Source organism: Paenibacillus sp. 01T47 (assembly GCF_056398245.1).
On sequence record NZ_JBFTPA010000001.1, the window covers coordinates 347,664 to 362,283 of the forward strand.

Genomic DNA, 14,620 nt, shown 5'->3' on the forward strand with positions numbered 1-14,620 from the left:
ACTATCATAAATGTTGCAAAATAAGTCAACAAGCAGAGAATCGGATATTCACTTCTAAATCAGTTGTCACTATACTGGGGATTAATGAAGTGAAGGGAGATGGTAGTTTGTTGAAGGATAAGATTGCGGTTCAATTGTATACGCTTCGCGAGGAATGCCTTGCAGATTTCCCGGGAGTTCTTCGTAAAATAAGTCAAATTGGCTATGGCGGCGTACAGTTTGCGGGCTTTCAAGGCTATGACCCACAGGAACTCAAAGCGGTTTTGGACGAAGTTGGATTGAAGACCGCAGGCATGCATGTTGGTTACCATGACATTGTTGCGAACACAAGCAAAGTGGTCTCGGACGCCAGGCTGTTTGGCACAAGGGATATTATTTGCCCGAGTATTCCCGCTGAGCTGCAAAATGAAGGCGGATACAAACAACTGAAGAAAGATTTAAATGGTATTGCGAAGCAGCTGAAGGGTGAAGGCTTCCGAATCAGCTATCACAATCATGCTTTTGAATTTGAAACGGTGATAGAGGGGCAGGATGCGCTTTCGTACTTGCTTGAGGCTGGTGCCGACAATGAAATCCTTGCAGAGCTGGATGTATATTGGCTTCAGAAGGGCGGTTTTGAGCCTGCATCATTCTTCAAGCCCTATGCGGACAGGATGCCGATTATCCATATGAAGGATATGACCGCAGACGGTGAGCAGGCATTCGCGGAAATCGGTACAGGATCGATTGAATTCGAACCGATTATTCGCTGGGGAGAGGAGAATGGAGTCGAGTGGTACGTAGTAGAACAGGATGTTTGCAGAACAGCACCGATGGGCTGCGTGCAAACTAGCTTTACCAATCTATATCATTTAATGTCAAATCTGCAACCCAATGCTCGTCCGAACATCAAACGATAACGGCGCTTCTCAGCTGAAGCGCCGGATGGTTTGTCCGTTATGGAAAGGGCCGGCAATACGGATATGCTCGCAAGGCTCGCCATTGTTGGCAAGGCGCCACAGCATTTTGTCAGCTACTTTATATCCGGTCTCCTTGATCAGAAGCTGGGGGCGGCTTAAATGCGGTAGCGCCGCCACCGGTCCGTTGGCCAAGCCGACTAGGGAGATGTCCTCCGGGATGCGATAGCCGAGGGAGGTAAGGCTGTTGTACAGCCTTACGATATCTTCATCGATGCCGGCAATGATTGCTGTTGGTTGGCTGCTGCGCAGCTTGTTAATCAGCATGCACTCGTCCCAAACGTCCGTAATATGCAGATCTGCTTCATGATCCAACTGAAGCTCACCCATCATTTCCTCAAACGCCTGCCACCTTCTTGTATACCCCCGCTGGCTGTGAATATCTCCTATGTACATAATACGGGTATGGCCAAGCTGCGCGAGTCGGTCTACGGCCATGCAGACGGCTTCGAACACATCCCAGATTACGCTGTCGATTCGGGAAAGCGGTCTCGGATAATTGATCAGCACCTTGGGTAAAGGCAGCTCGAACAGCTTGCGCTCCGTGGAGTCCGAGAGTAGCCGGGGCGCGATGAACAGACCGTCGGCCGTCGGCAAATTGCGCTGCTCCATCCAGTCCGAGAATGCGTGATCCGGCACATCCTCATCCAGCACATAACTATCCAGTCGATGCTCCAATTGATCGAGCCTTTCTCTTATCCCCTCTGTCAACAATACGTTGTAATTCATAGATTGCCGGGATTGTATCAATACAAATCGAAATTGGAAGGTAGGGTAGGGCGTGATGCCGCGGCTGACCATCTCACGTGCCTGAGATACAGTCAAATAGCCGCGTACGAAGGCTGTTCGAATAATGCGGCTCCGCGTTTCCTCGGACATGCCGGCTCGTCCGCTCAGCGCCTTGGATATGGTCTGAATCGAAAGACCAAGTTCTTTGGAAAGATCGTGCAGAGTAATCGATTTACGAGTTCCCAATTTCAAAACCGCCTTCCTCTTTTCTCCGTTTGGTTAGGGGATGCGTACGTAAAGCTATCGTCCACGCTAACGCTCGACAGTTCTATTTTAAACTAAAGTTAAACTACTTTAGAAGTCCCCCCGCTCCTATAATGAGAGTACTTTCAGAGGAGGGGTTAAGCATGAGAAAAATAGAGACGGATATTGTGGTATGTGGCGGAGGGCCGGCGGGGATCAATGCGGCGCTGGCAGCTGGAAGAAGCGGGGCGCGAACGCTGCTGATTGAACGATACGGTTTTCTTGGCGGCATGTCGACTGCAGCTCTGGTCTATCCATGGATGACCTTTCACACGATGGATGGCAAACAGGTCATTGCCGGAACGGCGCAGGAAATTGTAGACCGCTTGATGGCCGAGGGAGCATCGCCCGGACACGTTCGCGATACGGTAGGCTTTGTAAAGACGATCACCCCTTATGATCCTGAAGTGTATAAGGTGTTAATTATTGATATGCTGCGCGAGGCAGGCGTGAAGGTGCTGCTGCACAGCTTCATGGACGAAGTGCAGACCAGGGAAGGCCTTATTGAAACGGTACGACTCGCTACCAAGTCCGGGAAGTACGAAATTTCGGCGAAGCAGTTCATCGATGCGACAGGGGACGCCGATCTGGCCTATCTTTCAGGTGCGCCGTGCTTGCAAGGACGCGACAGCGACAAATTGACGCAGCCGATGACGATGAAGTTCCGAATGAGAGGCGTTGACCTGGCGAGAGTTAAACGGTATATGATCGACCATCCGGACGAGTTTTACAAGAAGACGCCTTTCGATGAGCTGGAGGAACTGCCATTGTCCGGCGTATTGGGTTACTTCAAGCATTGGAAGGAGGCTGATCTGCCCATTAACAGAGACCAGGTCCTTTTCTTCACAGGTCCGGGGCCGGACGAAGTGCTTGTCAATACGACTCGTGTTCAAGGGCTGGACGGAACTGAATTGGAGGATTTGACGGAAGGAGAGGTGCAGGGCAGGAAGCAGGTGCGCATGGTCGCGGATTTCATGACCCGCTGCTTGCCAGGCTTCGAGAACGCTTCCATCTCTTCGGTCGGAGCGCAAATCGGCATACGTGAAAGCCGCAGAATAGACGGCTTCTATTCACTCCAGGTACAGGATGTTGTAGATGGACGCGCGTTCGATGATTGCATTGCACGAAGCGGCTATCCCATCGACATTCACGATCCGTCCGGCAAGGGCGTACAGGCCGCATGGGTACAGGGCGACGGGGCGTACGATATTCCTTACCGCTGTTTGCTGCCGAAGCGGATTGACAATCTGCTCGTAGCAGGCCGCTGCATCTCGACGACGCATGAGGCACTGGCAACGACGCGTCTGACACCTAGCTGCATGGCGACGGGACAGGCTGCGGGTACGGCGGCAGCAATGGCATGGGAGCAGGGGATATCACCGGGAAAAATCGACATTGGACAGCTGCAGGAGCGTCTAATTCATAACGGCGCGCTGCTGCGCAGTGGGCAGACTGTATAGCGCGCATCCGCCAGCGAGATAACGGCTAAATTCAATTGAAGTAATAATTGGGTCATGGTAGACTTTTTCATAAGGTCGCCTCGTATCGGAAGTTTGTTGGAAAACAAACATTCTACCGGATGAGCGGCCTTTTTACCATGTGATAGTACATGTGTGCGTTTAGAATCTGTCAGGGGGAATGGGTGAATGAAGCGGTATATTTCGATACGAGCCAAATTTATTACCATGTTCGTTCTGCTTATCACCATTCCATTCCTGATAAGTGGAATCAGCACTTACAATAAATTTGCGGAGGAAACCGAAAAAAACTCCAGGGCGTACTCCATGCAAATTATGAATCAAGTGAAAATTAATTTGGAAAATACGATAAAAGACGCGGACAGATTAACTGTGGCTCCCTTGTATAACGAAGACGTGCTGCGGATTTTGGAGAAGCACAGTTATGAAGAACCAGGCGAGGAGAAGCTTATTCCGTCGGCGGAAATTACCAAAATGGCAAGAGTAGCGGCTTCGCTCACATTGGATCAGCCCGGAATTGAACGAATGATCTTTTTCACCCGCGACGGCATTATGTACAGCGTCCAAGAAAAACTGACGCAGCGTTATTGGAACGAGAAAGGGAATAGCTGGATGCAGGAGGTGCTGGATGCGGAAGGTAGGCTTGTCATTATCGAACCTCACGAGACGACTTATTACAAACGATCGGAACGGGTTGTTTCCGCTGCCAGAGCGTTGAATCACCCTGCAACGGGCCAAAGCATTGGGGTCGTCAAAATTGATTTTAACATGAAAGAGCTCGAGGCGTTATTGTCAGAAGTATGGCTCAGCGACAACAGCCAGTTTTACTTGACAAAGGATAACGGCGAGCTGTTATTTCCGGATGAACCGGTTAATTTCCCGGATAATGGTCCGGGGGACGGAACGGTAGATTGGAACGGTCAGACTTATCTGTACACAACCATGCACTCCAAATCAACGAAAGTGAATATTCATGGACTTATCCCGATGGCTGATTTGCAACGGGGCGGCAAGGAAATCGTCGGATTTACGATTCTCATTTCAGTCATATCGCTTATCATTGCCTATTTGTTTGCGATTTTCACGTCAGAGCGGCTGGTCAGGCCGATCCGTTATCTTCAATCGCGCATGCGGCGGGTAAAGGACGGGGCTTTCAGCGAACGGGCAGATTTGAGCTTGATGAATCGCGATGAAATCGGGCAATTGGCCCAGGGTTTCAATCTGATGGTGACGGAAGTGGAGCGGCTGGTCAAGGAGGTATATGAAACGAAACTGCGCGAACGCGAAGCCGAGCTGTCGGCTCTGCAAAGCCAGATTAATCCGCATTTTCTGTACAACACGTTGGAGTTGGTAAGCATGCAGGCGCTGAAGGAGAGAAATCTCGAAATCAGCGACATTGTTGCCAGTTTGGGGAGAATGCTGAGATACACGGTTGACAAACAGGAACGACCGGTGCAATTGAAGGAGGAGATACGGTTCGTTAACGCTTATTTGCAAATTCAGTTATCCAGGCATGGCGAGAAGCTGAGTTCGGAAATGTATGTGGATCCGTCCTTCGAATCTTGTCTTGTACCAAAGCTGCTGCTTCAGCCGCTGGTTGAGAATGCATTGGAGCACGGAATGGGCAATAGCGGATTAATGATAACGATCAGGGCATCCGTTTTGGATCAGGATTTACTCCTGACTGTACAGGATAATGGGGTGGGGATGCCTCCGCAACGTTTATTGGAGGTTCGCCATCAGATGTTGTGCAAGCCGGAGCGGGACGGCAGCCGTCCAAAGTTTGGAGATACGCTTAAAGGTTATGCCATCAAAAATATTCACCATCGCATTCAACTGCTTTATGGCGTGGAATACGGCTTAAGCGTGGAGAGCGATGAGGCTTCCGGAACACAATGGAGAATCCGGCTGCCATTACGATAGGGGGAATTGGAATGTACAATGTGATGCTGGTAGAAGACGAGAAGAAAATTCAGGAAGGGTTAAAGATAATGATCGAGGAAGTGATCGGCAGTTACAGGGTAACCGCGGAAGCGGAACACGGTTTCGCTGCGCTGGAGCTTCTCAGAATGCAATCGGTGGATTTGCTGATTACGGATATCCGTATGCCCCAGATGAACGGAATCGAGTTATTGCGGCATGTCCGGGGGTTGTATCCGAGCCTTCCTGTATTAATCATCAGCGGGCATGAAGATTTCACTTATGCCAAGGCGGCGATGCGTCACAATGCGTCGGATTACATCCTGAAGCCGGTGGACCGGATTGAGCTTTCCCATTTTCTATTGAATTTGAAAGCGCGGCTGGACCGCGAGCGGGCGGTAGAGATGCCTAACACCGAAGCAGCCCATGAAGATCTGACGATTCGAAGAGTGAAGGAACTGGTCGTCTCTTGTCTGGATCAGGATGTTTCACTTCCATTCATCGCGGAGCAGGTGCATTTGAATCATCAATATTTATCCACATTGTTTAAAGTGAAAACCGGACAAAACTATTCTGATTATGTGACGGCCTGCCGGATGAGTAAAGCCAAGGAGCTGCTAACCCATACACATCTGAAAATATACGAGGTCGCCAACCTTTGCGGCTATGCCAGCGCCAATCACTTTATGGCCGTGTTTCGGCAGCATTGCGGAGCGAAGCCAACCGAATATAGAAAAAGGCCGCTGAGTTAAGGCCGGTCAGATCATTGAGCACAAAACAAAACAGATGCTATGAATATCGTAGTTTTTCTCGAAAATGCGTTGTTTTTCACTGACAGGCTGACTTGTATACTTATTGTTAAGCGCTTCCAATTGGTGCAGAGACTTCATGTATTGCGACGGAATGATTACATTCGGATATTCGGGAGGTGTGAGAGGAAGCTTGGGCTGGGTTTTATTGGAAACGCTTACAACAAGACTGCAAGAGAAGAGCAAATGAAATGTAATGAAAGAAAGGATGTGGTGGATAATGACTAGTCTTGCAAAAAGATCTACAGTGTTATTATTAATCCTGAGTATGCTGTTCATGGGTTTGATAGGCTCGAGCCGCGTGCAGGCCAAAGCCGAAGCGGAGTCTGCCAACCGAATTGTATTCGAGGATTTCGAGAACGGCGCTTCGGACGATTACAGTGTTGAGGCGGAACCTCCATTCGTTGTTCACGTCATGGAGACGACGAGTGCAACCCCGCTGACGATCGCGGGTTATCGGGCTAGCGGCAGCGATTCCAATATTCCGGAATATGCCATTGACGGTGATATTCAGACAAGGTGGTCGGCGTATGATGACGGGCAATGGATCGAACTGGATCTGGGCTCGGAACAGCTGGTTTCTTATCTGGGAGTCGCTTTCTACCGGGGAGACAATCGCAGCAAGATCATTGATATCGAGGTTTCGAACGACCAGACCAACTGGACCCGCGTATACAGCGGCGACAGCAGCGGCACTACGATCCAAGTTGAGGCCTTTGGTTTTGAAGCCGTCACCGCCCGTTATGTACGGGTTGTCGGGCGCGGAGCAAGCGAATGGACAAGCATTTCAGAAATTCAGGTTTACCCTCCCCATGTGGACGGATTTATAGTAAGGGATGTGGAGATTCCGCCAACGGGACCGGACCCGGATTCCCCAATTCCGACAAAAGCAGGTCTCTATTATGCGGATGGCACACCGCATGTGCCGCATGAGGCTCAGACAGTGACCGGATCTACGTATAATGTCCTGGACTTCGGCGCCGATCCTGCCGACAACGGAATAGATGATGCTCAAGCTATCCGGGCTGCACTGGCTGCAGCGACGCTTGGGGACGAAGTGTATCTTCCGAACGGACACTATCAATTAACGAGCACAGATAGGGACGGAGTTACCCATTTCATTATGAAATCCGGCGTGCAGATGCGCGGCGAGAGCCAGGATGGCGTTCTGCTTGTCTCCGACCATGCTAATGAACAGGAAGAATATGCTTCGGTTGAAGGCATCGTATTCCGCATGGCCGGACAAAACAATATTAAGATCAGCAACATGACAATTACGTCCAGCTGGGACTTGAATTATTCAACCAATACGTCGGTTGCGAATCCCGATCGGGGCGGACCTAAGCAGGTGATCATGATTACCGCCGCTTCCGGCAAACCGTCATATAACATTACGCTGGACGGACTGACGATCGAGAAGTTTCAACGGATCGGCGTTGTCATTACGAACAGTCATGATGTTATTGTGGAAAATTCGCTTTTTCGCAATGCGACGAACTTAGCCGAGGGCGGGAACGGATATGGCGTTTCCATCGAAGGCAAGTCCAAGGAAAGCCGGCTCGGCAGAGAGGACGACTCTCGTTTCAATGTCGTTCGCAACAACGAGTTTATCGGTCCCTATCTGCGTCACGGAACGATGGCGCATTCTTACACGCATAACAATCTCATTGAAAACAACTACTACTTGAACTCGGCATTAGACGCTATCGATTTCCACGGAGAAGACGAGTATATGAATGAAGTAAGCGGCAATCATATCGTTGGCGGCGGCGAAGCGGCTGTAGGCGTCGGCAATCCGGGCGCTACGCATGATGCCGCTGGACCAGGCAATTACATTCATAACAATTTAATCGAGAATGTGAAACGGTATGGGGTACAGGTGTACTTGGGATCTCCGGATACGATTATCGAGAATAATATCATTACCGGATTTACGAACGTGGGGAGCCAGGGAATACGTCTGAAAAATGCGCCCGGAACAATTGTGAAGGGCAATCAGATCGTGAACAATACGGCTTCTGGCTTCTGGGGTATCATTGCAATGAAAGACGACGGCGATCCCACCAACGCCGGGAACGGCGCAGGCATACCTGAGAATATTGTCATTCAGGATAATCATGTTACGGGGAATACGAATGGCGTTAAGATTTCGCACGGCACGAATATTCTTCTCTCCGGCAATGAGATCAGTGGAAATACCGGGACGGATTATGAGAATCAAGTGGTGGTTTCCGAACTGCTGCCGGCAACCAAGGCAGCAAGCGTACAGCAAAATGCTCAGAACGCTCCGGTTGCGGATCTTTTACAAATTAAAGGCGGAGATGATAGCGAATCGGCGAGAAGCTATCTGCAATTCGATCTGAATTCCATTGAAGGCAAGCTGGCTACCGCATGGCTCTACGTGTATGGACAAGCGCTTGAGAGCCCTGTTGGAGAGACGGGAGCGGCAACTTCTCTCTATGCAGTGGATAGCAATGACTGGGACAGCGATACCATGAAATGGGATATGTATCAGTCTCCGCCAGAGCTTGGGCAAAAGCTCTCGACTGTGCGGCTGAATAATAACAGCGAGAACGTCTGGTATGTATTCGATGCGTCTGTGCTCGTGCATGAACGTCTGGATGTTGATCGTACGATATCGCTTGCTTTAGCGCAGGATGCCGATCAAACCGGTTATCTGACGCAGCTATACAATGGACAAGACTCTAGCTATAGGCCCTACCTGCGGGTTGAAACTTACCCTCCTGTCGAACTTGCGGCCGTAGCGGTAAAGGCGGATCGTTCGCAGCTGGTGCCGGGCATGACTACCCAACTGCATGTGACCGGCACATACAATACAGGATCTCACGTTTCGTTAGAAAATGCGGACATATCTTTCATAAGTCTGACGCCGGATCTAGTGACTGTTGATCATACGGGCGTGGTTACTGCGATTCAAGCTGGAGAAGCAGCATTACAGGCAACTGTCGTCTTGGATGGCGTTGCTCGCACTGGAGAGCTCGTTCTTAATATAACCAATAATCTGGCGATTACTGCGCAGTTGACGGTCGACTCCACGCTGGGTACAAATACAAAAGATAGAGTGCTTGACGGAAGCTTGGAAACAAGGTGGATATCAAAAGGTACCCAAACGCCTTATCTGATGCTGGACTGGACAACGGAGCAAACGATCAACCAAGTGAAGCTGTGGAGCGGACATGTGCCGGTTATAGGCTCGGCCAACTGGCATGTCAGAGATTTTGATCTGCAGATCTTGGAAGACGGAGAGTGGAAGACGATAGCCGAAGTCCGAGATAATGATCAGGACGCTTTTTTGGGTCAGTATACGACGTTGAATTTGAAAAACCCCGTCGTGACGTCTGCATTGCGCTTCCATTTTGTCCGTCCGTCATGGGGCAACGGCAATTTGAACGATATGATGGCCAGAATCAATGAGGTGTTTGTCGGCTTCGTCAACGATTAGGAACCATCTCGGCCTAAGTCCTTGTTACGCGGGCTTAGGCCGAAGTTCTGTTATTCAGCTGGTTCAATTAAAGTACTCGAATTTACATAGTTTTTCTCGAATTCGCGTTATTTTTTCTGGAAGCCATCACATCTATACTAGTGATAGAAAGCGATTACAAACGTAGAGAGGGGCATAAAAATGAAAAAATACGGGTTTGTCTTGCTGTCAATGGTATTGCTGCTCGGGTTGCTGAGCGCATGTGGAGGAAAAGGCAATAACAATAATGGAGCCGCAAAGGAAAAAACGAACAATACGCCGAGTGGGGAAGTGGCTGCTGAGTCAAAAGATCCTATCGAGCTTAAGATGTCCGTTTGGGGCAGTGATGCCCAGGTGGCGTTGTATGACGAGCTTGCCGAGGAATACAAGAAGCTCCATCCGAATGTGACAGTCAAAACTTCCGTGATTCCGTGGGCGGACTACCAGCAGAAACTGGCGATCATGGCTGCGACCAAAACCTCGCCCGATATCGTATGGATCTCAGAGCGCATGATTCCGCAATTTATGAATGGGGGCCAGCTGCTCGATATTTCGTCCGTGAAAGAGGACGCGGCTTATGCGTTCGGTGATATAATACCATCCACGCTCACTGCATTTGAAAAGGACGGCAAACTCTACGGCATTCCATTCTCTACGCCGCCTCAGGTCGTTTTCTACAATAAAAAACTGTTTGAAGCGAATGGATTAAAGTCGCCAATGCAGCTTTATGAAGAGGGCAACTGGACTTACGATGAGATGGTCAAAGCGTCCGAAGCGATCTCCAAACCGCAAGAAGGGGTATACGGCGTGAAGTTCATACAAAGTTCCTCCAACTGGTCCGACAATCTGATTCCATTGATTTGGGCGATGGGTGGCGAAATATTCAACGAAGACACAACTAAATTCGCTATGAACACGCCGGAGACGGCCAAAGCGATCAATCTCTTTAAAGGGCTGCTCGATAAGAAAGCGCATCCAAGCATCGGCGAGCAGTTAACTTTTGATACAGGTAAGCTTGGTATGGCGTTTGAGAACGTTACCCGTACAAGCGCTTACCGTGACAAAGTCGATTTCGAATGGGATATTGCTCCGCTTCCGAAAGGCGACCATGGCGTCACGGTGCCTATCGGCTTTGGAGGCTATTCGATCTTCAAAGACGCAGAGAATCCGGAAGAAGCACTGGAATATTTAAAATTTATTAGTAATAAGGAAAATGCAGCTAAAGTAGCCCAGTTTTTTGTACCGCAGAGAAAGTCTGTCCTGTACTCCGATGAGTATCTTAACAAGTTCCCGTTCCCGACTGTTGAAACGATGAAAGTGGCTGCGTACGATCGGTTGGCCGAAGGTACAATCCGGCCTTCTCATCCGAACTGGGTCAAGATTGACGAGCAGGTGACATTAAACATGGATGCGATTTTGCTCGGTTCCACGACAACCGAGCAAGCGTTAAAAATTATGGAAGACAGCATTAATCCTCTATTGAAATAACCCTCCAGAACGATGGAGCATTGCGAGATCGCCATATGAACAATAGGGCGATCTCGTAAATTATAGGGAGGGTTGCGTCATATTGACAACAGGAGGTAGGCGCGAATGGCCGGAGGTAAGTCTGTGGGTTTAGCATCTTTGAAATCAAAAGAAATGTGGATGGGATATTTATTCATACTGCCTATTGTGGCGGGATATATAATCTTTCTGTTTGGCCCGATCGTGTACGCTTTCGTGATGAGCTTTACGAATTGGTCGTTATTTGGAAATACAACGTACATTGGGTTAGATAACTATATTTACGCCATGCGCGATGATCCCGTCTTCTGGGATACGGTCGTGAATACCGTATATTTCTCTGCGGGCTTGGTCCCGCTGAACATTGTTTTATCGCTTTTGCTGGCCATGCTATTGAAACGGAAAATATGGGGCATCGGCTTGTTTCGGACCGCGATCTTTACGCCGGTAGTCGTTTCCCTCGTGGTTTGGGGGATCGTATGGAAGTTTATTTTCTCTACGGACGGCGGATTAGTCAATCTGCTGATCCGAACGTTTGGCGGAACGGAGATTGCGTGGCTTTTCTCGGAAACTTGGACGATGCCTACCGTTATAGTGGTTAGTGCGCTTAAAGGCGTGGGCATGAACATGGTCATCTTCCTGGCCGCTCTGCACGATGTGCCGAAGGATTATTACGAGGCTTCCAAAATTGACGGTGCTTCGCGCTGGGAAACCTTTAAATCCATTACATTGCCAATGATTACGCCAGCCGTATTCATGATAACGATAATAACCGTTATCGGTTCTCTTAAAGTGTTCGGACAAATCTATGTGATGACAGGCGGAGGGCCGGGAACTAGCACTTACGTGATGGTCTTCTACATTTTCAAACAAGCGTTCCGCTCCTACGAATTCGGTTATGCATCGGCACTGGCATTTATTTTGTTCAGCATTATCCTGGTTCTGACTTTGATACAGTGGAAACTGAGAAAGAGATGGGTACATTATGAACAATAAAAAGATAACATCCAACCTTGCATCCTATCTGGTTCTAACAATCGTTTCCTTCATCGTGTTGTTCCCTTTTTTTTGGATGGTCAGCACATCCTTGAAGACGGATTCCGAGGTGTTTCTATTTCCGCCCCAGTGGATACCCGAAGCTTGGGAATGGTTCAATTATATTCGCGTGTTTACGGAAATGCCGTTTCATCTCTACTTTTTTAATAGTATATATATCGCGGTGCTCGTCACGGCAGGCACTTGTTTCTTGTCCGCATTGGCAGGCTATGCGTTTGCCAGATTGCACTTTCCATTCAAAAACGCGATCTTTCTGTTCCTGCTCAGCGGGATGATGATTCCTACGGAAGTTACGGCCATTCCATTATTCAGCTGGATATCAAAACTCGGATTCATCGATACGCATATTCCTCTGATTCTTCCGCCAATGCTTGGAGCGGGAGGGATGTTCGGCGTATTTCTCGTACGTCAGTTTCTAATTACAGTTCCTATTGAACTGGATGAAGCAGCCAAAGTAGACGGGTGTTCGCCGTGGCGCACATTCAGGTCGATTATGCTCCCGATTGCCACGCCCGCATTGGCAACCGTAAGCATCTTTACATTCATGAATAGCTGGAACGAGTTTTTTGAACCGCTAATTTATTTAAATACGAAGGAATTGTTCACGCTGCCGATCGGCTTATCGCTGCTGACTACGGATACCGGCGTGGACTGGCCGCTGCTGCTTGCCGCTTCGACCATAGCAACTGTCCCGATTCTGGTTGTTTTCTTCCTGGCTCAAAATAAGTTTATTGAAGGCATTGCCAATACGGGCTTGAAATAATTTTCACATACAAACGTCAGCCCAATAATGGACTGACGTTTGTTTTTTGCAGCTACTTCGAAACGAAAAAAAGTCATATGTTAACAAAGTAATTCTTTACGTCGATAACATGGTATTATAAATAAATTGGTGAACTAGAAGAGTAATGATAAGGCTCCTTTTGGAGCTTTTTTTAATAGGTTCTGTCAAATATTATTCCAAACAGAACTCTTTCCCTAATATAATAGATGGAGCTTAATTTGATCAAACTCTTCGTCGGTCAGCTTGCCTTCTTTGAATAAAACATCGTCACGAACATCAATTTTGCTGATATCATGTAGGAGTGCCATTTTGTGCAGAAGATCAATTTTCCATTATAGGAAATATAGACACGACTACAAGCAACAAGAGAGGAATTAATAAGGTGAAGGAATCACTCTGGACCAAACCGTTTGTTTTGTTGATTTTATCTAATTTATTTTTGTTCTTATCACTGGAGATGCTGCTGCCTACACTTCCGATGTTTGCGGCAAATAAAGGAGGCTCGGATGCTGAGATCGGACTCATTATTGGTTTATTTACTTTTTCAGCTGTTTTATTAAGACCTTTTGTTGGTATGGCTTCGGATAAGTTCGGCAAAAAGCTGCTGCTTCTCGTCGGCGTAGCCATTTGTTTAATCGGTACGGCCAGCTATTACGCCGCAGTGACGATTGCGATGATGCTTATGCTGCGTATCGTACATGGTGTAGGCTTCGGTATTTCAACGACCTTGTACGGAACGGTTGCTTCGGACATCATACCGGCCTCCCGAAGAGGAGAGGGCATGGGGTTTTTCGGTACAGGGAATGCTGTAGCCATTTCGCTCGGGCCCTTCCTTGGCATATGGTTGATGGAGGAGTTTGGTTTCTCCGTATTGTTCATTGTTGGCGCATGTATACTGCTGATTGCGATGGTTTGTACGGCCTACGTCAAAGGTGACACCAAAGAGGAGAGGGCAAAGGCGCAAATAGCGTCCGCCACGGAAACCTCATTCATGCTGCGGTTTATTGAGCCGAAAGCACTTATGCCTTCTTTATTAGGACTGCTTGTAGGTTTGTCTCTGGGCGGTGTTATCAGCTTTATCACATTGTTCGGCAAAGAAACAGGCGTACAAAATATAGGGTTTTTCTTCCTTGTCCTTGCTATAAGCGAATTTTTAATACGTTTTATCAGCGGTCGGATTTTCGATTCGAAGGGGAGATTCTGGGTACTGTTTCCTGCGGCAATTTCTTGTATCGTGGGCTGCATAATCCTTTATATGACCAAATCAACTGGAACATTGCTGCTTGCAGCGGTGTTTTATGGAGCGGGCTTCGGGGCTATTTTCCCAGGCTTGCAGGCTTGGGTGATTGACAGGGTGGAGCCGCAGCGAAGAGGGGTAGCGACTGCAACTTTTTATAATGCATTCGATATCGGGATCGGAAGCGGAGCCATGCTGCTTGGTCTAGTCGCGACATGGTCGAATTATGCGACGATGTATCTCGTATCCAGTCTGTTCTTCGTCATTTACTTAGTTGTATATTTCGTATATGAGAAGCAGCTTAAGCAAGCGGGTTTGGCGGAAATAGTAAAGCGATCGTAGCCGTGAAAAACAGCAGCGA

The 14,620-nt window shown here is 48.5% G+C and carries 10 protein-coding genes; 9 read left to right on the forward strand and 1 reads right to left on the reverse strand.

Features of this window, described 5'->3' with window-relative positions; genetic code table 11:
* Window positions 1-107: 107 nt before the first annotated feature.
* Entirely contained in the window at window positions 108-899 is a 792-nt protein-coding gene (locus tag AC1DOV_RS01485) for a sugar phosphate isomerase/epimerase family protein (RefSeq protein WP_477548979.1), read from the forward strand.
* A gap of 9 nt (window positions 900-908) precedes the next feature.
* Here the strand turns inward: AC1DOV_RS01485 and AC1DOV_RS01490 are convergent, their stop codons facing one another.
* Entirely contained in the window at window positions 909-1,937 is a 1,029-nt protein-coding gene (locus AC1DOV_RS01490) for a LacI family DNA-binding transcriptional regulator (RefSeq protein ID WP_477548980.1), read from the reverse strand.
* A gap of 155 nt (window positions 1,938-2,092) precedes the next feature.
* Here AC1DOV_RS01490 and AC1DOV_RS01495 point away from each other — a divergent pair, with 155 nt between their 5' ends.
* The 8 genes from AC1DOV_RS01495 (at window position 2,093) to AC1DOV_RS01530 (ending at window position 14,601) form a co-directional block, all read left to right on the forward strand.
* Window positions 2,093-3,448, forward strand: coding sequence for an FAD-dependent oxidoreductase (locus AC1DOV_RS01495; protein WP_477548981.1), 1,356 nt, complete (start codon window positions 2,093-2,095; stop codon window positions 3,446-3,448).
* A gap of 186 nt (window positions 3,449-3,634) precedes the next feature.
* Entirely contained in the window at window positions 3,635-5,389 is a 1,755-nt protein-coding gene (locus tag AC1DOV_RS01500) for a cache domain-containing sensor histidine kinase (protein WP_477548982.1), read from the forward strand.
* Window positions 5,362-6,138, forward strand: a complete 777-nt coding sequence (locus tag AC1DOV_RS01505) for a response regulator transcription factor (RefSeq protein WP_477548983.1) — start codon at window positions 5,362-5,364, stop codon at window positions 6,136-6,138. Before AC1DOV_RS01500 ends, AC1DOV_RS01505 begins: the two co-directional genes overlap by 28 nt.
* 277 nt (window positions 6,139-6,415) lie before the next feature.
* Window positions 6,416-9,658 carry a discoidin domain-containing protein gene (locus AC1DOV_RS01510; protein WP_477548984.1) on the forward strand — a complete coding sequence of 1,081 codons (3,243 nt, stop codon included), beginning with the start codon at window positions 6,416-6,418 and terminating at the stop codon, window positions 9,656-9,658.
* Between the two features lie 180 nt (window positions 9,659-9,838).
* Complete coding sequence (locus AC1DOV_RS01515) at window positions 9,839-11,164, forward strand: ABC transporter substrate-binding protein (RefSeq protein WP_477548985.1); 1,326 nt, start codon at window positions 9,839-9,841, stop codon at window positions 11,162-11,164.
* A gap of 105 nt (window positions 11,165-11,269) precedes the next feature.
* The gene (locus AC1DOV_RS01520) at window positions 11,270-12,178 is read left to right on the forward strand and encodes a carbohydrate ABC transporter permease (protein ID WP_477548986.1); all 909 of its coding nucleotides are present in this window, start codon (window positions 11,270-11,272) and stop codon (window positions 12,176-12,178) included.
* Window positions 12,168-13,001 (forward strand): carbohydrate ABC transporter permease, encoded by an 834-nt coding sequence (locus tag AC1DOV_RS01525; RefSeq protein ID WP_076268419.1) that lies wholly within the window; start codon window positions 12,168-12,170, stop codon window positions 12,999-13,001. Before AC1DOV_RS01520 ends, AC1DOV_RS01525 begins: the two co-directional genes overlap by 11 nt.
* A gap of 403 nt (window positions 13,002-13,404) precedes the next feature.
* Entirely contained in the window at window positions 13,405-14,601 is a 1,197-nt protein-coding gene (locus AC1DOV_RS01530) for an MFS transporter (protein ID WP_477548987.1), read from the forward strand.
* The last annotated feature ends 19 nt before the right edge of the window (window positions 14,602-14,620 follow it).